Origin of the sequence: Neisseria sicca 4320, from assembly GCF_000193735.1 — a bacterium.
GTDB classification, from domain to species: Bacteria; Pseudomonadota; Gammaproteobacteria; order Burkholderiales; family Neisseriaceae; genus Neisseria; species Neisseria sicca_E.
In genome coordinates this window covers 122018-144708 of sequence record NZ_AEPF01000058.1, presented here as the reverse complement: position 1 = coordinate 144708, position 22691 = coordinate 122018, and the positions used below count along the sequence as shown (strand labels likewise).

Here is a 22691-nt window from a genome sequence, read left to right as displayed (position 1 = left end):
ATTATTGAAAAAGGTCGTCTGAAACTTTTCAGACGACCTTTTTTGCGGCTGTCGGGTTTGTTTGATAAAAAATGGAAGGCAGAAATCAATACAGATGGAAATGCCGGGGCGGATAAGATGTAAATTATTTGATTCTTTTTCGACTGTTCAATATACTCCGACCGCTTTATTTCATCTTATTACGAAAAATTGATAGAAGTTCTCATTTTATAACACAAAAAAGCCATTTGCAGCCGAATTGCAAGGAGGTTTTGAACTTCGCTGCTATTCGGACGGCTGAATAACTAGGAGACACCATGCCATTATCTAAATTTCGTCCGGCGCGTTTGCCGGTTGCCGTTGCTGCGGCACTTTTATCCGCCTATTCCTTCGGGGCAGGGGATGGGGTTGAGCAGGTTGATTTGCCTACCGTCCAAGTAAAGGGCATCGGCAAGCAGACGACCTCCAACTACACCATTCCCGCTTCCTCCGCTGCTACCGGCATCCGCCTGACCCAGCGCGAAACGCCGCAGTCTTTGTCTGTCGTTACCGAAAAACAAATGGACGACCAAGGTTTGGATACCTTGCAGGACGTGTTGAAACAAACACCGGGCGTGTTCCACAGCAAAATGGGCAACAACGTCTCCGGCCACAGCGAGTTTATTTCGCGCAGTCAGGCGATTGACAGCATTTCCGTGGACGGCGCGCCCAAGTTCCTTTACGACGGTAAAGCCATCCGCCGCGGCACCAATAATCTGGACAGCGCATTGTACGAACAAGTCGTCGTCGTGCGCGGCGCAAGTGGTTTGTCTAACGGCGGTATGGGCGAGCCGGGCGGTACGGTTGCTTTGGAACGCAAAAAACCGACTGCCAAACCTGCCGTCAGCGTGGAAGCCGGTGTCGGTTCGTGGAAACACTACCGCTTCGTCCTTGATGCCAATCATCCTCTGAATGCCGACAATACCTTGCGCGGCCGCGCTATTTTGGTCAGCGACCACGGCGGTGATTACCTGCCGAACACATCGCGCCACAATCACACTTTCTACGGCATCCTGTCTTACGACCTCACGCCGCAAACCCACTGGCGCCTCGGTACGGAAATACACCGTTTCCGCAATACCGGCAGCTCTCCTTTCAGCTATCTGACCGTAGCGGGAAACCCTAGAAAAAATCAACCTTTCAAACCATTTGCAGCCTCACCGCGCAGCAATGCCTCGGCAAAATGGGCTTACGGTAAAGAAAACAGTGCGGAAATCTTCACCTCTGTCAATCATGAGTTTGAAAACGGTTGGGCTTTGAACGGCAACTAAAGCCATACTTATGGAAAAAGTGATGCGGTTGCCGGCATGGCTGGTCCTTTTGTCATTAATCCGGACTATTCCGCTCAATTCGTTGCCGAGCGCGACCAAGCCAAGTACACCGACCAAGATTTTTCTCTGAGTTTGGACGGCGATTACCCGCTTTGGGGACGCAAACATGAATTCAATGCCGGCATCAGCTATCAGTACAATAAGGAAACTCCCTCATATTACGAGAGGAATAAAGATGGGGTTGTCCCCGATTTGCGCCTTTTTGACGGAAATTTCACAAAACCGGCCATACCTTACCTTCGCGACGGTTTTGCCCATATGAAAAACTTCTCTGTTTACGGTTCGACCCGTTTCAAACTGACCGACAGGCTGGCATTGATAGGCGGCGGACGGTTTGTCGATTGGCAATACCGCTACAGTTCCGATCGCAACAATTTTGCCGACAGCAGGCATAAAAACAAGGTATTTATTCCCTATTTGGGCGCAAGTTATGATTTAAATGACAATCTGACAGCCTACACCTCCTATACCACCATATTCCGCCCGCAAGTGCGCAATTTGGATCGAAACGGCAAACCGCTCGAACCGCAACGCGGCAAAACATATGAACTCGGTTTAAAAGCCTCAGGGTTTGAAGGCCGTTTGAACGCTTCTGCGGCTGCGTTTATCAATAAACGTGACCATTTGTCTAAAGAAATTTATGATCGTAAAAATCAACATGTTTACTATGAATCCATTGACCGCACGACGACCAAAGGCATGGAACTGTCTGTTGGCGGACGCCTGAGCGACAAATGGCTGCTCAATGCTTCTTATGCGTACTCCAAACTCAAAAATGATTCGGGCAATGTGGTCAACCCTTCTTATCCTGCCCACCTTTTCAAACTCTTCACGGCGTATGACGTTACCGACCGCCTAAACTTGGGTGCAAACGTCAACTGGCAAAGCGGTACAAACGCCTATGATGAATACCAGCCTTTCACCGTTGCCGGTAAAGAAGCCTTAACCCAACGCCCCTACGCTACGCTGGACTTGACCGCGCGTTACAAAATCGGCAAATCCACCCGCATCGGTTTGGACTTTGAAAACGTGTTCAACAAACGCTACCGCCCCATGCCCGACATCCACGTTTACGGCACGCCGCGCAGCCTGACTGCTACGTTGAAACACACGTTCTAAATAGGCAAAAGAAAAGGTCGTCTGAAAAAACCGATTTGAAGTTTTCAGACGACCTTTATGTTTTTATAGCAAGCATAATTAACTTTAAATACGGTATATCATCAAATTCCGTCATTCCCACCCCCGCCGTAGCCTGTTCCCGCATAGGCGGGGGCGGGAATGACGATAAGCGATAAGTTGCGTGTCGAAAAAAGTTATTTAGCTATATCAATCCGTCAGTCGTTTACAGGTTGGGATTGACGATGATTTTGACGGCGGATTCGTTGTTGTGAATCAGACGCTCGAAGCCTTCGGAAATCAGCTCGTCCAGCTTGATGCGCTGGGTGATGAAAGGTTCGAGGTTGATTTTGCCTTCTTCCACCAGTTTGATGGTTTCGGCGTGGTCGTTGCAGTAGGCGATGGTGCCGCGCACGTCCAGCTCTTTCATCACGACGCTGTGGACGTTGATGGTGGCGGGGTGGCTCCAAATAGATACGATGACGACTTTCGCAGTCGGGCGGCAGGCTTCGACCATGGTGTCCAGCACTTTATTGACGCTGGTGCATTCGAATGCGACGTCCACGCCTTCGCCGTCGGTCAGTTTTTTCACTTCTTCGACGACATCGACTTCGGACGGGTCGAGGATATAGTCGGCAACGCCGGATTCACGGGCTTTGTCTTTGCGAGCCTTGCTCAATTCGGTGATGATGACTTTGATGCCTTTGGCTTTCAACACGGCGGCAAGCAGCAAACCGATCGGGCCTGCGCCGCCGACCAATGCGACGTCGCCTGCTTTCGCGCCGCTGCGGACGTAGGCGTGATGGCCGACGGACAGGGGTTCAATCAAAGCGGCTTGGTCTAACGGGATTTTGTCGGAAATCGGATGCACCCAGCGGCGTTTGACGGCGATTTTTTCGGCAAGGCCGCCACCGCAGCCGCCCAAGCCGATGAAGTTCATGTCTTTGGAGAGGTGGTAGTTGCTGCCTTCGCCGGTCGGTACGTCATCGCGGATGATGTAGGGTTCGACCACGACGTGTTGTCCGACTTTGAGGTCGTCCACGCCTTCGCCGACGGCATAAACCACGCCGGAGAATTCGTGTCCCATCGTTACGGGTGCGGACTCGCCGGAAATCGGGTGCGGATGGCCGCAGGGCGGAATGAAAATCGGGCCTTCCATAAATTCGTGCAGGTCGGTACCGCAGATACCGCACCAGGCGACGTTGATGCCGACGGTGCCGGGGGCGACGGTCGGTTCGGGGATGTCTTCGATGCGGATGTCGCCTTTATCGTAAAAACGTGCTGCTTTCATTGTAACGCTCCTTGTTTTGAGGTTGGAAAGAAAGGTCGTCTGAAAGGTCGGACGGCTTTTCGGGGAAAGGTAGGTGTGCATTTGAATGACGACAGTTTTTATTATAGTGGCTTAACTTTAAACCAGTACGGCGTTGCCTCGCCTTAGCTCAAAGAGAACGATTCTCTAAGGTGCTGAAGCACCAAGTGAATCGGTTCCGTACTATTTGTACTGTCTGCGGCTTCGTCGTCTTGTCCTGATGTTTGTTAATCCACTATATTGGCAGGGCTTGTGTCGTTTGATTGCCGTTATTTTAATACTTTTTGCTTTGGTCGGCAGGCTGTATTTCGAATAAACAAAAAAAGGTCGTCTGAAAACCTGGAAACAAGGTTTTCAGACGACCTTTCGTTTAGCCCGATTGGGAACGTTGATTACAGGCTGTAATACATTTCAAATTCCAACGGATGCGGCGCCATGCGTATGCGGCGTACGTCTTCTTCTTTGAAGGCGATGTAGCTGTCGATCCAGTCTTTGCTGAACACGCCGCCGCGCAGCAGGAATTCGTGGTCGGCTTTGAGGGCGGCGAGGGCTTCTTCCAAAGAGGCGCAGACGGTTGGGACGAGTGCGTCTTCTTCCGGCGGCAGGTCGTAGAGGTTTTTATCGGCTGGGTCGCCCGGATGGATTTTGTTTTGAATGCCGTCCAAACCTGCCATCAGCAGGGCGGCGAACGCCAAGTATGGGTTGGCGGTCGGGTCGGGGAAGCGCGCTTCGATGCGGCGTGCCTTGCTGCTGTTCACGGACGGGATGCGGATGGACGCGGAACGGTTTTTGGCAGAGTAGGCGAGTTTGGTCGGTGCTTCGAAGTGCGGCACGAGGCGTTTGTAGGAGTTGGTGGATGGATTGGTAATCGCGTTCAGGGCTTTGGCGTGTTTGATGATGCCGCCGATGTAGTAGAGGGCGGTGTCGCTCAAGCCGGCATAGCCGTCGCCTGCGAACAGGTTTTGACCGTCTTTCCAGATGGATTGGTGGACGTGCATACCGCTGCCGTTGTCGCCCATGATGGGTTTGGGCATGAAGGTGGCGGTTTTACCGAAGTTGTGGGCAACGTTTTGGATGACGTATTTCATGTCTTGGGTTTGGTCGGCGCGTTTGACCAAGGTGGCGAAGCGCGTGCCGATTTCCATTTGGCTGCCGGTGCCGACTTCGGCGTGGTGGACTTCGACTTCGATGCCGAGTTCTTCCAAAATGTTCACCATGGCGGAACGCAGGTCTTGTCCGGCGTCAATCGGGGCGACGGGGGCGTAGCCGCCTTTGACGGTAGGGCGGTGGCCGGTGTTTTGACCGTCCATGTGCAGGCCGCTTGCCCATGCGCCGCTTTCGGACGTGATTTCGTAACGGGTTTTGTGCATATCGGTTTCAAACTCTACGCCGTCGAAGACGAAGAATTCGGGTTCGGGGCCGAAGTATGCGGTGTCGCCGATGCCGGAGGATTTGAGGTAGGCTTCGGCGCGGCGGGCGATGGAGCGCGGGTCGCGGTCGTAGCCTTGACCGTCGGCGGGGTCGATGACGTCGCAGGTGAGGACGACGGTGGTGTCGTCGAAGAAGGGGTCGATGAAGGCAGTCGCAGGGTCGGGGCGCAACTGCATGTCGGATGCCTGAATGCCTTTCCAGCCGCCGATGGACGAGCCGTCAAACGCCTGACCGTTTTCAAACCACTCTTCAGGGTCGTCGAGGACGATGCGGGCGGGGATGGTGAAGTGGTGCTGCTTGCCTTTGGTATCGGTAAAGCGCAAATCTACGAAGCGGGCTTCGCTTTCTTCAATCAGTCTTACTGCGTCTTTGATAGACATTTTCGGCTCCTAATGGGAAGTAACGGATACGGAATCTCGCGGAAAATCTGCTGCATTTTATCACGCCGAAGGTCGTCTGAAACCGCAAATCCGTTAAATTTCTGACTTGCGGAATATAGTTTCAGACGACCTGATTGTCAACAATCTGGTACATAGTCCGATTTGTTGCAAAACAGCGGTATGAGGCGGCAAAGGCGGTTATAATGGGCGGTCTTTGCATTTGTCCTGCCGAATAGGATTTTTATGAACACTATTCCCCGTTATGCCGTTTTCGGCAACCCCGTCGCGCACAGCAAATCGCCGCAAATCCATCGGCAGTTTGCCTTGCAGGAAGGCGTCGAAATCGAATACGAACGCATTTGCGCCGACATCGGCGGTTTCGCGCAGGCGGTTGAAGCGTTTTTTGACAATGGCGGGCGCGGGGCAAATGTTACCGTACCGTTCAAGCAGGAAGCGTTTGCCTTGTCGGACGAACATTCGGAACGCGCTTTGGCGGCGGGTGCAGTCAATACGCTGATTTTGCTGGAAAACGGTAAAATACGCGGCGACAATACCGACGGACTCGGACTGACGGACGATATTGCAAAAAGGCTGGGTGTAGAGATTTCCGGCAAAACCGTCTTGCTGCTCGGCGCGGGCGGCGCGGTGCGCGGCGTCATTCCCGTATTGAAAGAATACCGCCCCGCGCGCATCGTTATCGCCAACCGAACCCACGCCAAAGCAGCGGAAATGGCGGCGCATTTCGATATTGAAGCCATACCTTTGGATCAACTGGAAGGCGGCTTCGACATCATCATCAACGGTACATCCGGCGGCTTAAGCGGACAGCTTCCCGCCGTGTCGCCGAAAATTTTTGAACATTGCACTTTGGCTTACGATATGGTTTACGGCGAAGCGGCGCAGCCGTTTTTAGCGTTCGCCCGCCAATCAGGCGCAAAACAAACCGCCGACGGATTGGGTATGCTGGTCGGACAGGCGGCAGCTTCCTACCGTCTCTGGCGCGGCTTTGCGCCCGATGTCCTGCCCGTCGTCCAATATATGAGAGAGTTATAAAATGTTCCGCATCATCAAATGGCTGATTGCCCTGCCTTTAGGCGCATTTATCTTTTTCAACGCTTATGTGTACGGCAACATCATCACTTACCGCGCCGTCGCGCCGAACAAAACCGCCTTCATGGCGATGCGGATGCGGCAATTTCAAAACGAAGGCAAAGATGTCGCACTCGATTACCGCTGGGTGCCTTACGACCGCATTTCGGTCAACCTGAAAAAAGCCCTGATTGCCTCCGAAGACGCCAAATTCGCCGAACACGGCGGCTTTGACTGGGGCGGCATCCAATACGCCATCAAGCGCAACAAACAAAGCGGCGAAGTCAAAGCAGGCGGCTCGACCATCAGCCAACAGCTTGCCAAAAACCTGTTTTTGAACGAAAGCCGCAGCTATGTCCGCAAAGGCGAAGAAGCCGCGATTACCGCGATGATGGAAGCCGTTACCGACAAAGACCGCATTTTCGAGCTGTATCTGAACGCCATCGAATGGCACTACGGCGTATTCGGTGCAGAAGCCGCGTCCCAATATTTCTATAAAAGACCCGCCGCCAACCTGACCAAACAGCAAGCCGCCAAACTCGCCGCCCGCGTCCCCGCACCGCTGTTTTACGCCGACAACCCCAAAAGCAAACGCCTGCGCAACAAAACCAACATCATCCTGCGCCGCATGGGTTCGGCAGAACTGCCTGAAAGCGATATGGATTGAGGTCGTCTGAAAATCAGGTGATGGGGTTTCAGACGACCTTTGTGCAACTGTAACCTTGTTTGCCGTATCACATATACCACTTATCCGAATACTTTTTCCGTCATTCCCGCCCCCGCTTACGCGAGGACAGGCTACGGCGGGAATCCATCGTAAAACTTGTGAAACCTTGATTTGAAAAACAGTTTCTGAATTTCAAAAATGGATTCCCTCCGTAGCCTGTCCTCGCGTAGGCGGGGGCGAGAATGACGGCAAGCGGTAAGTTGTGTGTCAAAAATAATATCGTACATAAGGGCGTTGGCAACGCCGTATCATTGCAATTTTAATCTACTTCAGAAAACGCCCGTTTCGTCATCTTTACCCCACCTGTGTGGGAATAACGAAACGGGCGTTTTTGAATGGATTTTTTCTGCGCCGCTGTCTTAGGCAAAATTTACGCCACGAAATCCAAACCTATGTCTAACGAGCGGCTGCTGTGGGTCAGATAGCCGAGGGCGATGCCGTCCACGCCGGTTTGTGCCACGCGCTTCAGGCGGTCGAAGCCGATGCCGCCCGATGCTTCGCAATAGATGGTGTGGGGGTGGGCGGTTTGCGTGTGGCAGCGGTTTGCCGCTTCCTTCAGGGTTTCGTCGTCCATGTTGTCCAGCAAAATCCGTTCCGCGCCCGCCGCGATGGCTTCGTCCAGTTGTGCCAACGTGTCCACTTCGATTTCCACGCAGGTCAACGGTCCGACCGCCTGTTTTGCCTGCCGAACTGCTTGGGCGATGCTGTCGCAATAGGCGAGGTGGTTGTCTTTGATGAGCACGGCGTCGTCCAAACCCATGCGGTGGTTCACGCCGCCGCCCGCCCTGACGGCGTATTTTTGCAGGACGCGCAGCAGGGGGATGGTTTTGCGGCTGCACACGATGTCTGCACCGTATTCGGCGACTTCGGCAACGGCACGCGCGGTGGCGGTGGCGATGCCGCTTAAGTGTGTGAGGTAGTTGAGCGCGGTGCGTTCGGCGGCGAGCAGCGCGCGGGCGTTGCCTTCGACGGCGGCAAGCGTCTGACCTGCGCGGACGGCTTGTCCGTCGTGGATTTCGGCTTGGAAGTGGACGCACGGATCCATCGTCTGAAAGGCGAGGCGCGCCAAGTCCATGCCGGCGATAACGCCGTCTTCGCGGCTGACGAGGAAGAGTTTGGCGGTTTTATCGGGGGCGATGACGGCGGCGGACGTAATGTCGCCGCGCCTGCCCAAGTCTTCGTGCAAGGCTTGTTCGACTATGGGGCGCAACAGGGTGTCGGGCAGGGGGGAAGAGGGTGTTTTCAGACGACATGGGGTTTCCTTTATTGAAAAAGATGGATGTTGCACCGACGGGGCAAAACTTCATTTTATAGTGGATTAACAAAAACCAGTACGGCGTTGCCTCGCCTTAGCTCAAAGAGAACAATTCTCTCCGGCGTCATCTGATTATTTTGAAATTGCCATTTCAATGACTTGCTCAACATAGTTGTTTTCCAAATCAATTACGTCTCCTTTTCTTTGTTTTGATATTTTTAATTCGTCATACGCGTAAAAAATAGCAATTTTTTTCCCTTCACAAAATAAATGTCTGTCGGATTTATTCATCATATACATACTTTCATTCCTTACGATGCCTTCACCATCTATAAAACTAAAACTATTCGGTATGTTTCTTCTTTCCATTCCTGCCTCATATATTGACGATATTACTCCGGAAACGCTTCTGGTGATAATCTGTCCGGAATCAATATTAGCCCACCATTCATCCGACGCAAACAATCCTTTGTCTTTTTTGATGCCAAAGATACTTTCGTCATTCAATGACAGTAATCTTGTATCTTCAATATGCTCCTTCTTTTTTCTATTTTTCATATCTTTTTTAAAATCATAAACCAAATACATATCATCATCTAAATTTAAATAGCTCATTTTATATCTCCAATTTTTTCAAAATGAATAATCTGTTTCTCAAAAGCTTCTTTGCCGCCAGATTTCCCCAGCCCTGTATTGACTACCCCTTTTCCTTTATTCACATGTGGTTTTCCTTGGCCTTCAAGCTTGAATTGCACTTGTGTTTTTTCAGTCCATCCCTTATTTGTGCGAGGTAAATCTGGAAAAAGTTTGCCTGTGGCTGAGTTGCCTGTGGTGCCAATCTTTTTTAAAACTTCCATAGTTCCTGGTAAGGTGTTCAAGCACCAAGTGAATCGGTTCCGTACTATCTGTACTGTCTGCGGCTTCGTCGCCCTGTCCTGATTTTTGTTAATCCACTATAGGTCGTCTGAAAACGGGCTAACGGCTGCCCAGCGGCAGTCCGATGTCCGAAATCAGCCTATCGGGCAGGACGTCGTCGAGGAAGCGGTAAAGCTGCGCGGGACGGCCTTTGCTGCCCGATACGCCGGTATCCGACGGCTCGATGAGGTTTTGCTGCTGAATCTGGCGGCGGAAGTTTTGCTTGTGCAGCAATCTGCCGCTGATGGCTTCGACGCTGTTTTGCAGTTGCAGCAGCGTGAATTCGGGCGGCATCAGTTCGAAAATCACGGGGCGGTATTTGATTTTGGCGCGCAGGCGGGACAGGGCGGTTGCCAACACGCGGCGGTGGTCGTGGCGCATGGGCTGCCCCGTGAGCGCGAAGTCGAAGTTTGCCTGCGGCTCGGCGGCTTCCGCTATCAGACCGCTTTCAAACAGCATTTCATAGCGTTGCAAAACGTATTCTTCCGACCAGTTTTCCGGCTCGACCCCCCAACACAAATGAATGCGCTTGAGCCGCTTTTGGCGGACTTCCTCCGTGTCTGCCGAGTTTGCCCAAATGCGCAGGCGGCTGACAATGGCGTCGCGCTGCCCGCCGTCGGTACGCAAATCTTCCCACGGGAAATAGCCGTAGCAGTCCTGCCATTTCGCATCCGGGTGCAGGATGCTGTCGGCTGCCTCGCGCACCAGCCCCAAATAGCTGACGTACAAGACGGGCATGCCGTGTTCGTTGCGTCGGTGGGTATCGACAAAGGTGTAAAGCTGTTCCACATAGCCCATAGGCTGCGAAGTCTGCTTGGCGACCCACAGCTTCACGCCCGCCTGAAGGGAATTGCGCAGGGGGGAGAGCGGGCCGTTGGGCAGGAGCGTGCCTTGGGCGACGGTCAATACCCGCAGGCCGCCGTCGGTAACGGCAATCAATACGGGAACCAGCTCGACGATGCTTTGCGGCGGGGCTTCGGCTTCGGGGTAGGCGTCCATGCTCGGCTTTCTGCGGGTGGGAAAGGCTTTATTGTAAACCAAAGCGGTTTGTCGGAACGAAGCGGGTCGGTTTTGCGGTATCTCAAACCTGTTTTCAGACGACCTTGCATATTATACTCAAGTTGAGCATAATATAAAAACAGTTTGAAAAACAGACGGCAAACCTTCATGCCGCCTCAAAAACCAGCTACAAGGAAACATCATGCAAACCGCCGCCCGCCGCTCGTTCGATTACGATATGCCACTCATCCAGACGCCGACTTCCGCCTGCCAAATCCGTCAGGCGTGGGCGAAGGTTGCCGACACGCCCGACCGCGAGACGGCAGGTCGTCTGAAAGACGAAATCAAGGCCTTGCTGAAGCAGAAAAACGCGGTTTTGGTGGCGCATTATTATGTTGATCCGCTGATTCAGGATTTGGCTTTGGAAACGGGCGGATGCGTGGGCGATTCGCTGGAGATGGCGCGCTTCGGCGCGGAACACGAAGCCGGTACGCTGGTGGTGGCAGGTGTGCGCTTCATGGGCGAGAGCGCGAAAATCCTCTGCCCTGAAAAAACGGTGTTGATGCCTGATTTGGAAGCGGAATGTTCTTTGGATTTGGGTTGCCCGGAAGAGGCGTTTTCGGCGTTTTGCGACCAACACCCCGACCGTACAGTGGTGGTGTACGCCAACACTTCCGCCGCCGTGAAAGCGCGTGCCGACTGGGTGGTAACGTCTTCGGTGGCGTTGGAAATCGTGTCGTATCTGAAATCGCGCGGCGAGAAGCTGATTTGGGGACCCGACCGCCACCTCGGCGACTATATCCGCCGCGAAACGGGCGCGGATATGCTGTTGTGGCAGGGTTCGTGCATCGTCCATAACGAATTCAAAGGGCAGGAACTGGCGGCGTTGAAGGCGGAACATTCCGATGCGGTGGTGCTGGTTCATCCCGAATCGCCGCAAAGCGTCATCGAACTGGGCGACGTGGTCGGCTCGACCAGTAAACTGCTGAAAGCTGCCGTATCGCGTCCTGAAAAAAAATTCATCGTGGCGACCGATTTGGGCATCCTGCACGAAATGCAAAAGCAGGCGCCCGACAAAGAATTTATCGCCGCACCGACGGCGGGCAACGGCGGAAGCTGCAAAAGCTGCGCGTTCTGCCCGTGGATGGCGATGAATTCGCTGGGTGGCATCAAATACGCCCTGACAAGCGGACGTAACGAAATCCTGTTGGACAGGAAGCTGGGCGAAGCCGCCAAACTGCCCTTGCAGCGTATGCTCGACTTCGCGGCAGGACTCAAGCGCGGGGATGTGTTCAACGGCATGGGGCCCGCCTGATTTGCCGTCCATATTGCCGTTTCAGACGACCTCTCAAACAAGGACAACACCATGCAAACCGATTGCGACGTATTGATTGCCGGAAACGGGCTGGCGGCACTGACGCTCGCCCTGTCGCTGCCTGAATCATTCCGCATCGTCATTTTGTGCAAAAACTGGCTGGACGACACTGCCAGCCGTCATGCGCAAGGCGGGATTGCGGCGGCGTGGTCGGGAGAGGATGATATCGAAAAACACGTTGCCGATACTTTGGAAGCGGGAGCAGGTTTGTGCAACGAAGCCGCCGTCCGCACCATCCTGTCGCAGGGCAAACCGGCAATCGAATGGCTGCTGGCGCAGGGCGTGGCGTTCGACCAAAATAATAACGGCCTGCACCTGACGCGCGAAGGCGGGCATACCTGCCGCCGAATCGCCCACGTCGCCGATTACACGGGCGAAGCCGTCATGCAAAGCCTGATTGCCCAAATACGCTGCCGCCCGAACATCCGCGTTTACGAGCGGCAGATGGCGTTGGACGTTCAAACCGAATCAGGCGCAGCGTGCGGACTGACCGTCCTTGACCGCCGAACGCAAGAAACCTACCGCATCCGCGCCCGCCATACCGTACTCGCAGGCGGCGGCTTAGGACAGATTTACGCCGCCACCACCACGCCGCCCGAATGCACTGGCGACGCCATCGCCATGGCGATACGCGCAGGCTGCGCAGTCGAAAACCTCGAATTTATCCAATTCCACCCCACAGGCTTGGCAAGGTCGTCTGAAAACGGCCGCACCTTCCTGATTTCCGAAGCCGTGCGCGGCGAAGGCGGCATCCTGACCAACCAAGCGGGCGAACGGTTTATGCCGCATTACGACCGCCGCGCCGAACTCGCGCCGCGCGACATCGTTGCCCGCGCCATCGCCGCCGAAATCGCCAAACAAACGCAAGACTTCGTCTCACTCGATATCAGCCATCAACCCGCAGAGTTCGTCCGTCAGCATTTTCCGTCCATCCATCGGCACTGCCTGTCCCAATGCGGCTTGGACATCACGCGCCAAGCCATCCCCGTCCGCCCCGTGCAACACTACACCTGCGGCGGCATCCAAACCGACCCCCGCGGCAGAACCTCCCTGCCGCAGCTCTACGCCTTAGGCGAAACCGCCTGCACCGGCTTGCACGGAGCCAACCGCCTCGCCAGCAACTCCCTGCTCGAATGCGTCGTTACCGCCAGGCTTGCCGCCCAAACCATCGCGGACGGACAAGCATTCCAAACCGCACCGCCCCAAAGGTCGTCTGAAAACCCCTCCGCCGAAGCGTGCATCTTTTCAGACGACCTCCAAAACACATTCAGCCGCCCCGTCCTGCAAGCCTTCAACCAACGCCATCTGGGCATCCTCCGCAACGATACCGACCTACGCCGCGCCATCGCCCAGCTGCGGCTTTGGAAGCAAAACCAAGCCGAACCGCACACCGTGTCCGAATACGAAAACCGCAACCTGCTCGAATGCAGCCTCGCCGTCGCCCAAGCCGCATACGCAAGGCGGCAAAACATCGGCGCGCATTTCAATACCGATTTGGCAGAGTGTGTCGATTGGAAAAAACAGGCGGCAAGCTGAAGGGTAGGGCTGCGCGGGGATTTGGGATATTTCTGTGAAAAATGAAGAAAGGTCGTCTGAAAGGGGATTTCAGACGACCTTTCTATTCTTCAATCATTTCTTTTTGATGAATTTTTATCTACTTACCGGCCGGAATTTAATTCACCGTTTTTAATAATAAGCAGGATACATATCCAGTTCATTTTTTATTGGAGATGAACAGAGAAGTCATACCGGTTTTACTTGGAAAAAAGGGTAATTGACCCTGTATAATCGATTAAATATCTGGCTTTTGAGAGATATGATGCGGCGTAAGTCATTCTACATTTTCTAAAACAGCCTACATCAAATTTGAAAATCATCCCTACATATAGTGGATTAAATTTAAATCAGGACAAGGCGACGAAGCCGCAGACAGTACAGATAGTACGGAACCGATTCACTTGGTGCTTCAGCACCTTAGAGAATCGTTCTCTTTGAGCTAAGGCGAGGCAACGCCGTACTGGTTTAAATTTAATCCACTATAAAAACCTGCTTTAAGGTATTAAGGAATAACAACAATGAAAACTGAAAATCTCCACCAACACCCCCATCACAGTGCGCTCGTTTCAATGATTTGGAACATCGCTAACGGTCTGCGCGGGACTTACCGTCCGCCGCAATACCGCCGTGTGATGCTGCCTTTGATTGTGCTTGCCCGCTTTGATGCGATTTTGAGCAAACATACAGATGCAATGAAAGCTTTATTTGATGAGAACCAGGAGGAAGACGGAACAGTCAAGCTCCCACAAGTGTTGTTAGATAAAAAACTCACTGCGATTGTTGGAAAAGACCGCAAGCAAAAGCTGTATAACATCAGCGGTTTCAATCTTGCCCGCCTGCTGGACGACCCCGATCATATCCGCGTGAATTTAATCCACTACATCAACGGTTTTTCTGCCAAAGCCAAAGATATTTTTGACAAATTTGAGTTTGAAAAAGAAATCGACAAGCTGGATGAAGCCAATCGTCTGTATAAAGTCCTGCAAACCTTCGTCGGAGATTTGCAGTCGCACGGACTGACTTTGTCGCCGGATGTCATTTCCAACACGCAAATGGGCTATTTGTTTGAAGAATTGATTCGTAAATTTAATGAGCAGGCTAATGAAGAAGCCGGAGACCACTTTACCCCGCGTGAAGTCATCCGTCTGATGGTCAATATTGCCTTTGCAGAAGACCATCAAGAGTTATCCAGACCCAGCATGTACTATGAAATTTATGACCCGACCTGCGGTACAGGCGGCATGCTTTCCGAATCTGAAAAAGCCTTGAAAGGGTTCAATCAAACAATCCATCTCGGTTTATACGGACAAGAATATAACAACGAATCCTATGCCATCTGTTGCGCCGATTTATTGATTAAAGACGAACCCGCCGAAAACATCATTTTCGGCGATACCTTGGGGGTAAAAAACGCCAAAGACAAAGGAAACGGCTTTACCCCGCATGACGGGCATCCAAGCAGACGCTTTGATTATATGTTTGCGAATCCGCCGTTTGGCGTGGAATGGAAAATCCAAGAAGATTACGTTAAAGAAGAATACGCAGATAAAGGCTTCAATGGCCGTTTCGGCGCAGGTTTACCGCGTATCAACGACGGCTCTCTACTCTTTTTGCAGCACATGATAAGCAAAATGAAGCAGCCTGAAAAAGACGACCAAGGCTCGCGCATCGCCGTGGTATTTAACGGCTCGCCGCTGTTTACCGGCGATGCAGGTAGCGGCGAAAGCAATATCCGCCGTTATGTGATTGAAAACGACATGCTTGAAGCCGTTATCGCGCTGCCGGATCAAATGTTTTACAACACCGGCATTTATACCTACATTTGGATTTTATCGAATAAGAAAAGTGCCAAACGGCAAGGCAAAGTGCAGTTGATTAACGCCACGCAGTATTATCAAAAAATGCAAAAATCGCTCGGCAACAAGCGCAACGAATTGTCAGAAAAGCATATCGCCGACATTACCAAACTGTATGCCGATTTTGCCGAAACCAAAGACAGCAAGATTTTCGACAACCAAGATTTCGCCTATTTGAAAATCACGGTAGAACGCCCCTTGCGCCTGAATTTCCAAGCCAGCGCAGAACGCATTGAAAAACTGCGGGAACAAACCGCCTTTGCGAATTTGGCGAAAAGCAAAAAAATCAAAAACGAAGCGCAAATCAAAGCCGATGAAGACAGAGGCGAAGCGCAGCAACAAGCCATTATCGACGCATTGAGCGGATTGGATGACACACTTTATACAAACCGCGACGCCTTTTTAAAAGTATTGAATCCGGCGTTAAAAGCCTTGAATTTCACCATCGGCGCACCGCTGAAAAAAGCCATTTTGGACGCATTGAGCGAGCGCGACCCAACCGCTGATATTTGCACAGACAGCAAAGGCAATAAAGAAGCCGATTCACAACTGCGCGATACCGAACTGGTACCGATGCCGTCTGAAATCCTATTCCCATTAAGTTTGGGCTATGACAACGAAACGAATTTGGACGAATTATTGACCGCTCTGCGCCCGACAATAGAAGCCTATATGCAAGCCGAAGTCTTACCGCATGTGCCGGATGCGTGGGTGGATGAAAGCAAAACCAAACTCGGCTTTGAAATTCCGATAAACCGTCATTTTTATGAATACCAGCCGCCACGCGATTTGGCTGTAATTAAAGCCGAAATCAACGCCTTGGAGCAAGAAATCATACAAATGCTCGGCAATTTGCAATAACAGGCGGACGGGATTTTTCTGAAATACACGCAATACCATCGTAGGGTAAGCAGAAACTTCCCTACGATGGTATTAAAAACGAGATATAAAAATGAACAGATACGATAGATATAAAGATAGCGGTATTCCTTGGTTGGGAGAAGTACCGGAACATTGGGAAATAAAACACAGTAACCAAATCTTCAAAATTCATAACGGGGCAACACCAAAAACATCAGAGCCTGACTATTGGGGAGATGAAATTGCATGGTTTACTCCAAAGGATTTAGGAGATAACAAGAATAAAGAAATTGCTGCAAGCCTAAAAATGATAACGAAAGAAGGCTATGAAAACTGTGGCGTTTCATTAGCTCCGGCTAAAAGTATTGCCTTATCTAAACGTGCGCCAATCGGGCATTTGGCCATAACCTTGCTTCCTGCCGTAGTCAACCAAGGCTGCTTTTTATTGGAAGTGCTATCTCCCAATGACGTGAATTATTTATATTATTGGTTATATGCAAATAAATCGACTTTAAATAGCTTTGGGCAAGGTTCTACATTTATGGAATTACCGAGAGAAAAATTTGCAATGTTAAAAATCTCTATTCCATCTGAAAAAGAACAAACCGCCATCGCCCAGTACCTAGACACTAAGCTCGGTGAAATCGATGCGCTGATTGGCAAGCAACAAACGCTGCTCGAAAAGCTAGCGGAACAGCGCACCGCCGTGATTACCCATGCCGTAACCAAAGGCTTAAACCCCGCAGCCCCGATGAAAAACAGCGGCGTGGAATGGTTGGGGGATGTACCGGCGCATTGGGAAGTTTTATCAATTAAACGGTTGAGCCAAGTAAAAAGAGGGGCATCACCAAGGCCCATTGATAATCCTGATTATTTTGATGATGATGGAGAATATGCTTGGGTGAGAATTGCAGATGTAACAGCGAGCAATATGTATTTGTTAGAAACAACACAACGATTATCTGATTTAGGCAAATCTTTTAGCGTCCCTTTACTGCCAAATAGTCTATTTTTAAGTATCGCTGGAAGTGTAGGAAAACCAATTATTACAAAAATAAAAGCTTGTATTCACGATGGTTTTGTTTATTTTCCTGAATATAAAAATAATATTAAATTTTTGTATTATATTTTCTACTCAGGGCAACCATATCTAGGCTTAGGAAAAATGGGAACGCAATTAAATTTAAATACAGATACCGTTGGCACAATAAAAATTTCTTTACCGCCTAAAGAAGAACAAACCGCCATCACAGATTACCTTGACCAAGAAACCGCCAAAATCGACCGCTTGTGCGATACGGTCAATCAAACCATAGGTCGTCTGAAAGAATACCGCACCGCGCTGATTACTCAGGCGGTTACAGGGAAAATAAAAATAACCGATGAATAAAGGGCATAGGCGGATTCAAGCCTACCTTGCAATCAATAAAATGGGAGCAAACGGATGCATACCGAACCATACTTTGAAAATGAAATTGAGCACAGCCTATTAACGGAAGGCGGTTACCAAAAAGGCTTGGCAGAAGATTATGAAAAATCAACCGCACTTTTTCCTGCCGATGCCGTGGCATTTATTCAGACGACCCAACCGAAACTATGGGCGTATTTGGAAATGTCGCGTAAAGATAAGGCGAAAGACGAGCTGATCAAAGCGTTAAATCAAGAATTGAACATTAAAGGCAGCCTGCATGTGCTGCGCAATGGTTTCCGTGTGGCAAACCGTACGGCAAAAATGGCATATTTCGCCCCCAATTCCACTTTAAATGAAACCACGCAGCAGCAATACGATGCCAATATCGTCAAAATTACCCGCCAAGTGATTACCGAATGTAACGAGCGGATTGATATGGTATTGTCGGTAAACGGTATTCCTGTTATCACCATCGAATTAAAAAACGAAATGTCGGCAACCGGCTGGACGGTGGAAGATGCGATGCGCCAATACCGTCAAGATCGGAATCCGCAGGGCAAATTATTTGAATTTAAAAAACGTGCGTTGGTGCATTTTGCGGTGGATACGCAAGAAGTGCATATGACCACCAAGCTGGAAGGCGAGGGTACGCGCTTTTTGCCGTTTAACCGCGGTTTTAATGATGGTAAAGGCAATCCGCCGGTTGAAAACGATGTGCGTACGGAGTATTTGTGGCGCGAGATGTTGCGTAAAGATAGCTTAATGGAATTGATTGGGCGCTTTTTGCATTTGAGCCGTGAAGAACGAAAAGTCCGCCTGAATTCGGGTTTCCGCTATATCACAACCGAGAGCATGATTTTTCCGCGTTTCCATCAGCTTGATGCGGTAAGGAAATTGATTGCCCACACTAAAGCGCACGGCGCGGGCAGAAATTATCTGATTCAGCATTCGGCAGGCTCCGGCAAGTCCAATACGATTGCTTGGCTGGCGCATCATTTGGCTTCTTTGCATAATGCCACTGATGAAAAAATCTTTAACTCGGTGATTATTGTTACCGACCGTGTGGTGTTGGACAGACAGTTGCAAGAAACGGTGGCGCAATTTGAGCAAACCGATGGCGTGGTTCAGAAAATTGATAGGGATACCCACCAGCTTACCGCCGCGCTGGCGGCAAATGTGCCGATTATCATCACGACGATTCAAAAATTCCCTTATGTGATGCACAGCATTCAAACCAAGGCAAAACATGGCGAACACATTTCGCTTGATACCGAAGGCAAACGCTTTGCGGTCATCGTGGATGAAGCGCACAGTTCGCAAACGGGCGAGACGGCAAGCGAGTTGCGCCAGGTGTTGAACAAAAGCGGGATTGAAGCGGCAATTGCGGCTGAGTTTTTAGATTTGGAAGATGACGAGCTGCCTGAAGATATTGAAACGCAAAAAAATATCCTGCGCGAACAGTTCAAACGCAGCCGCCAAGATAATTTGAGCTTTTTTGCTTTCACTGCTACGCCAAAATGGAAAACGTTGGCGTTGTTTGACGAACCGAACGAGCAAGGCAAAACGCCGTTTCATAGCTACACCATGAAACAGGCGATTGAAGAAGGCTTTATTTTGGATGTGTTGGCAAACTATACGACCTATAAACAATATTTCCGTTTATTGAGTACGGCAGATAGCCATATCGAATTACCGAAGCACAAAGCCAAAAAAGAGCTGATGCGGTTTGTGAATTTACATCCGAGCGTAATCAGTCAAAAGGTGGAAATCATTATCGAGCATTTCCAGTCGGTAACCCGCCATAAGATCGGCGGCTATGCTAAGGCGATGGTGGTAACGGGTTCGCGTGAAGCTGCGGTACGCTATAAATTGGCATTTGATGAATATATTGCCGAAAAAGGGTATAAGGGAATCAAATCACTGGTGGCGTTCTCAGGCAAAGTGATTCTGCCGGAACAAACCGAAAAAGAATATTCCGAACCCGGCATGAATGGCGGCATTAAGGAAACTGAGCTTCCCGAACAGTTTGACAGCGATAATTATCAAGTGCTTTTGGTGGCAGATAAATATCAAACCGGTTTTGACCAGCCGTTGTTGCATACCATGTTTGTCGATAAAGTGCTGTCGGGTGTGCAGGCGGTGCAGACGCTGTCTCGTTTAAACCGTACGGCAAAAGGCAAGGAAGATACGTTTGTACTGGATTTCGTCAATGATCATGAAGACATTTATGCAGCTTTCAAACCGTATTATCAACGGACAGAGCTGAGCGAGATTCCTGATGATGAGAAGTTGGCAAGTCTGGGCAATACACTGGATGAGTGGAAGATTTATACGCCAAATGACATTGATGAATTTGCCGGTGTTTGGTTTAGCGGGCGTACCACACCAAGCAATAGCGAGCATAAAAAGCTTAATGCGATCATTGATAAAGCGATTGAAAAATATCTGCATATTTCAGACGACCCCGAGCACAATGACGAGCAACAAAAACTCTTTAAAAGCCAGCTGCAAAGTTATTTGAATCTTTATTTGTTTGTTTCGCAGATTTTGCCGTATGCCGATTCTATTCATGAGAAACGCTATGTTTATCTCAAAGCTTTGATGATGAAGCTGCCGCGCGGCAAACAAAGCGAAAAATTGGATTTGTCTAAAATGGCAATTTTGCAATATTACCGTTTGCAGCAAATCGGCGAAGGCTCAATCAAGCTGAACGAAGGCGAAGCCGAACCGCAAAAAGGCTCAACGGACGTAGGTACGGGACAAGTCAGCCTGACCGAAGAGCTGGATAAGCTGATTAAAGAGTTAAATGAAACATTTACAACCGAGTTTACATTGGCAGATCAGCTATTTTTTGAGTCTATTGAAAAATTTGCGCGCGAAAATCCGGATATTGTCGATGCAGCCAATAACAATCCTTTGCCATCTTTCATGAATTATTTCAATACACAGGTTGATGATTTGTTGGTCGGATTGTTTGAGCAGTTTGGAGAGAGCGTTTCTAAAGTTTTGAATAATCCTCAAATCAAAAACAAAGTCTGCCGCCGATTGGCGAAGCAGATTTATGATAATGTCCATTTGGAAAAATAGTATGTTTTAAAGTCGTCTGAAAAGACGGCTTTATTTTCTGAGGAATGTTTGCTATTCATGAAGCTTAATTTTACTTTTCAGACGACCTTCTTCCAAATACAAACAAATCAATCCACTCCATCTATTTCCCCTCTAAATATCATCCGTGCAAGCAACAATCGGTGCAATCGGTTAAAATGGGTCGTCTGAAATTTGTTTGACCGAATTGAGAATACTATGTCCCAACAATACGTCTATTCTATGCTGCGCGTGAGCAAGGTTGTGCCGCCGCAGAAAACCATCATTAAAGATATTTCCCTTTCCTTCTTCCCCGGCGCGAAAATCGGTTTGCTCGGTTTGAACGGCGCGGGTAAGTCCACCGTGCTGCGGATTATGGCGGGTGTGGATAAGGAATTTGAGGGCGAAGCCGTGCCGATGGGCGGCATCAAAATCGGCTATCTGCCGCAAGAGCCGGAGCTTGATCCTGAAAAAACCGTGCGCGAGGAAGTGGAAAGCGGTTTGGGCGAAGTGGCTGCCGCGCAGAAACGTTTGGAAGAAGTGTATGCCGAGTATGCCAATCCTGATGCGGATTTTGACGCGCTGGCGGAAGAGCAAGGCCGCTTGGAAGCGATTATTGCGGCAGGTTCGTCCACCGGCGGCGGTGCGGAACATGAATTGGAAATCGCCGCCGACGCGCTGCGCCTGCCGGAATGGGATGCCAAAATCGGCAATCTGTCCGGCGGTGAAAAACGCCGCGTCGCTTTGTGCAAACTCCTGTTGAGCAAGCCCGACATGCTGCTGCTGGACGAGCCGACCAACCACTTGGATGCGGAATCGGTGGAATGGCTGGAGCAATTCCTCGTGCGCTTCCCCGGTACGGTCATTGCCGTAACACACGACCGCTACTTCCTCGACAACGCCGCCGAATGGATTTTGGAACTCGACCGCGGACACGGTATTCCGTGGAAAGGCAATTACTCGTCTTGGTTGGAGCAGAAAGAAAAACGCTTGGAAAACGAGGCGAAATCCGAAGCTGCGCGCGTGAAAGCGATGAAGCAGGAATTGGAATGGGTGCGCCAAAATGCCAAAGGCCGCCAAGCCAAGTCCAAAGCGCGTTTGGCGCGTTTTGAGGAAATGAGCAACTACGAATACCAAAAACGCAATGAAACGCAGGAAATCTTCATTCCCGTCGCCGAGCGTTTGGGTAATGAAGTGATTGAATTTGTGAACGTTTCCAAATCGTTTGGCGACAAAGTGCTGATTGACGATTTGAGCTTCAAAGTGCCTGCGGGCGCGATTGTCGGCATCATCGGCCCGAACGGCGCGGGTAAATCGACGCTGTTCAAAATGATTGCGGGCAAAGAGCAGCCTGATTCCGGCGAAGTGAAAATCGGGCAAACCGTGAAAATGAGCCTGATTGACCAAAGCCGCGAAGGTTTGCAAAACGACAAAACCGTGTTCGACAACATCGCCGAAGGCCGCGACATTTTGCAGGTCGGTCAGTTTGAAATTCCCGCCCGCCAATATTTGGGACGCTTCAATTTCAAAGGCAGCGACCAAAGCAAAATCGCAGGTCAATTGTCTGGCGGCGAACGCGGCCGTCTGCACTTGGCAAAAACTTTGTTGAGCGGCGGCAATGTGTTGCTGCTGGACGAACCGTCCAACGACCTCGACGTAGAAACCCTGCGCGCGCTGGAAGACGCATTGCTGGAATTTGCCGGCAGCGTAATGGTGATTTCGCACGATCGCTGGTTCCTCGACCGCATCGCTACGCATATTCTGGCGTGCGAAGGCGATTCGAAATGGGTGTTCTTCGACGGCAACTATCAGGAATACGAAGCCGACAAGAAACGCCGACTCGGCGAAGAGGGTGCGAAACCGAGACGGATTAAATATAAGCCGGTAACGCGGTGATAGGAAAATAAGAAATGTAAGCCGCCGCCGCCTTTTGCACTTTGTTACATCAACTTTTGCACTCGATACGTTTTAAAAGTT

Annotated in this window: 13 protein-coding genes and 2 pseudogenes; 9 read left to right on the top strand and 6 right to left on the bottom strand. The window is 50.6% G+C overall.

The genetic code is table 11. The features are described 5' to 3' along the window. The first annotated feature begins 296 nt into the window (after nucleotides 1-296). A pseudogene (locus tag NSCA4_RS12925) lies at nucleotides 297-2468 on the top strand (TonB-dependent siderophore receptor). 223 nt (nucleotides 2469-2691) lie between these two features. Here NSCA4_RS12925 and NSCA4_RS0106510 read toward each other — a convergent pair. After that, nucleotides 2692-3756, bottom strand: coding sequence for a 2,3-butanediol dehydrogenase (locus tag NSCA4_RS0106510; protein WP_016687386.1), 1065 nt, complete (start codon nucleotides 3754-3756; stop codon nucleotides 2692-2694). A 410-nt stretch (nucleotides 3757-4166) separates the two neighbouring features. Beyond that, nucleotides 4167-5585 carry a type I glutamate--ammonia ligase gene (glnA, locus tag NSCA4_RS0106505; RefSeq protein ID WP_016687385.1) on the bottom strand — a complete coding sequence of 473 codons (1419 nt, stop codon included), beginning with the start codon at nucleotides 5583-5585 and terminating at the stop codon, nucleotides 4167-4169. A gap of 243 nt (nucleotides 5586-5828) precedes the next feature. Here glnA and aroE point away from each other — a divergent pair, with 243 nt between their 5' ends. After that, nucleotides 5829-6638 carry a shikimate dehydrogenase gene (aroE, locus tag NSCA4_RS0106500; protein ID WP_016687384.1) on the top strand — a complete coding sequence of 270 codons (810 nt, stop codon included), beginning with the start codon at nucleotides 5829-5831 and terminating at the stop codon, nucleotides 6636-6638. A 1-nt stretch (nucleotide 6639) separates the two neighbouring features. Beyond that, complete coding sequence (gene mtgA, locus NSCA4_RS0106495) at nucleotides 6640-7341, top strand: monofunctional biosynthetic peptidoglycan transglycosylase (protein ID WP_016687383.1); 702 nt, start codon at nucleotides 6640-6642, stop codon at nucleotides 7339-7341. Nucleotides 7342-7771: 430 nt separating this feature from the next. Here mtgA and nadC read toward each other — a convergent pair. The 4 genes and pseudogenes from nadC to NSCA4_RS0106475 all read right to left on the bottom strand — a co-directional run bounded on the left by nadC (nucleotide 7772) and on the right by NSCA4_RS0106475 (nucleotide 10570). Next, nucleotides 7772-8654: pseudogene (gene nadC / locus NSCA4_RS0106490) on the bottom strand (carboxylating nicotinate-nucleotide diphosphorylase). A gap of 134 nt (nucleotides 8655-8788) precedes the next feature. After that, nucleotides 8789-9271 carry an immunity protein RhsI2 family protein gene (locus NSCA4_RS0106485; RefSeq protein WP_013449309.1) on the bottom strand — a complete coding sequence of 161 codons (483 nt, stop codon included), beginning with the start codon at nucleotides 9269-9271 and terminating at the stop codon, nucleotides 8789-8791. Then, nucleotides 9268-9534 carry a hypothetical protein gene (locus tag NSCA4_RS0106480; RefSeq protein ID WP_487250672.1) on the bottom strand — a complete coding sequence of 89 codons (267 nt, stop codon included), beginning with the start codon at nucleotides 9532-9534 and terminating at the stop codon, nucleotides 9268-9270. Before NSCA4_RS0106480 ends, NSCA4_RS0106485 begins: the two co-directional genes overlap by 4 nt. 97 nt (nucleotides 9535-9631) lie before the next feature. Next, nucleotides 9632-10570, bottom strand: coding sequence for an NUDIX hydrolase (locus NSCA4_RS0106475; RefSeq protein ID WP_016687380.1), 939 nt, complete (start codon nucleotides 10568-10570; stop codon nucleotides 9632-9634). A gap of 202 nt (nucleotides 10571-10772) precedes the next feature. Between NSCA4_RS0106475 and nadA the strand changes: the two genes are divergently transcribed. The 6 genes from nadA (at nucleotide 10773) to ettA (ending at nucleotide 22610) form a co-directional block, all read left to right on the top strand. Next, the gene (gene nadA, locus NSCA4_RS0106470; protein ID WP_016687379.1) at nucleotides 10773-11885 is read left to right on the top strand and encodes a quinolinate synthase NadA; all 1113 of its coding nucleotides are present in this window, start codon (nucleotides 10773-10775) and stop codon (nucleotides 11883-11885) included. A gap of 51 nt (nucleotides 11886-11936) precedes the next feature. Continuing rightward, nucleotides 11937-13481, top strand: a complete 1545-nt coding sequence (gene nadB / locus NSCA4_RS0106465) for an L-aspartate oxidase (RefSeq protein WP_016687378.1) — start codon at nucleotides 11937-11939, stop codon at nucleotides 13479-13481. 539 nt (nucleotides 13482-14020) lie between these two features. Then, on the top strand, nucleotides 14021-16219 hold the full coding sequence (locus NSCA4_RS0106460) for a type I restriction-modification system subunit M (protein WP_016687377.1): 2199 nt from the start codon (nucleotides 14021-14023) through the stop codon (nucleotides 16217-16219). Nucleotides 16220-16310: 91 nt separating this feature from the next. After that, entirely contained in the window at nucleotides 16311-17609 is a 1299-nt protein-coding gene (locus NSCA4_RS0106455) for a restriction endonuclease subunit S (protein ID WP_016687376.1), read from the top strand. A gap of 54 nt (nucleotides 17610-17663) precedes the next feature. Beyond that, complete coding sequence (locus NSCA4_RS0106450) at nucleotides 17664-20717, top strand: type I restriction endonuclease subunit R (protein ID WP_016687375.1); 3054 nt, start codon at nucleotides 17664-17666, stop codon at nucleotides 20715-20717. A 216-nt stretch (nucleotides 20718-20933) separates the two neighbouring features. Next, the gene (gene ettA, locus NSCA4_RS0106445) at nucleotides 20934-22610 is read left to right on the top strand and encodes an energy-dependent translational throttle protein EttA (RefSeq protein ID WP_029609591.1); all 1677 of its coding nucleotides are present in this window, start codon (nucleotides 20934-20936) and stop codon (nucleotides 22608-22610) included. Nucleotides 22611-22691: the final 81 nt, after the last annotated feature.

What these genes read in the sequence shown, in the direction of transcription:
- NSCA4_RS0106510 (WP_016687386.1), bottom strand. Translation starts at nt 3,756, where the DNA reads ATGAAAGCAGCACGTTTTTACGATAAAGGCGACATCCGCATCGAAGAC.
- glnA (WP_016687385.1), bottom strand. Translation starts at nt 5,585, where the DNA reads ATGTCTATCAAAGACGCAGTAAGACTGATTGAAGAAAGCGAAGCCCGC.
- aroE (WP_016687384.1), top strand. Translation starts at nt 5,829, where the DNA reads ATGAACACTATTCCCCGTTATGCCGTTTTCGGCAACCCCGTCGCGCAC.
- mtgA (WP_016687383.1), top strand. Translation starts at nt 6,640, where the DNA reads ATGTTCCGCATCATCAAATGGCTGATTGCCCTGCCTTTAGGCGCATTT.
- NSCA4_RS0106485 (WP_013449309.1), bottom strand. Translation starts at nt 9,271, where the DNA reads ATGAGCTATTTAAATTTAGATGATGATATGTATTTGGTTTATGATTTT.
- NSCA4_RS0106475 (WP_016687380.1), bottom strand. Translation starts at nt 10,570, where the DNA reads ATGGACGCCTACCCCGAAGCCGAAGCCCCGCCGCAAAGCATCGTCGAG.
- nadA (WP_016687379.1), top strand. Translation starts at nt 10,773, where the DNA reads ATGCAAACCGCCGCCCGCCGCTCGTTCGATTACGATATGCCACTCATC.
- nadB (WP_016687378.1), top strand. Translation starts at nt 11,937, where the DNA reads ATGCAAACCGATTGCGACGTATTGATTGCCGGAAACGGGCTGGCGGCA.
- NSCA4_RS0106460 (WP_016687377.1), top strand. Translation starts at nt 14,021, where the DNA reads ATGAAAACTGAAAATCTCCACCAACACCCCCATCACAGTGCGCTCGTT.
- NSCA4_RS0106455 (WP_016687376.1), top strand. Translation starts at nt 16,311, where the DNA reads ATGAACAGATACGATAGATATAAAGATAGCGGTATTCCTTGGTTGGGA.
- NSCA4_RS0106450 (WP_016687375.1), top strand. Translation starts at nt 17,664, where the DNA reads ATGCATACCGAACCATACTTTGAAAATGAAATTGAGCACAGCCTATTA.
- ettA (WP_029609591.1), top strand. Translation starts at nt 20,934, where the DNA reads ATGTCCCAACAATACGTCTATTCTATGCTGCGCGTGAGCAAGGTTGTG.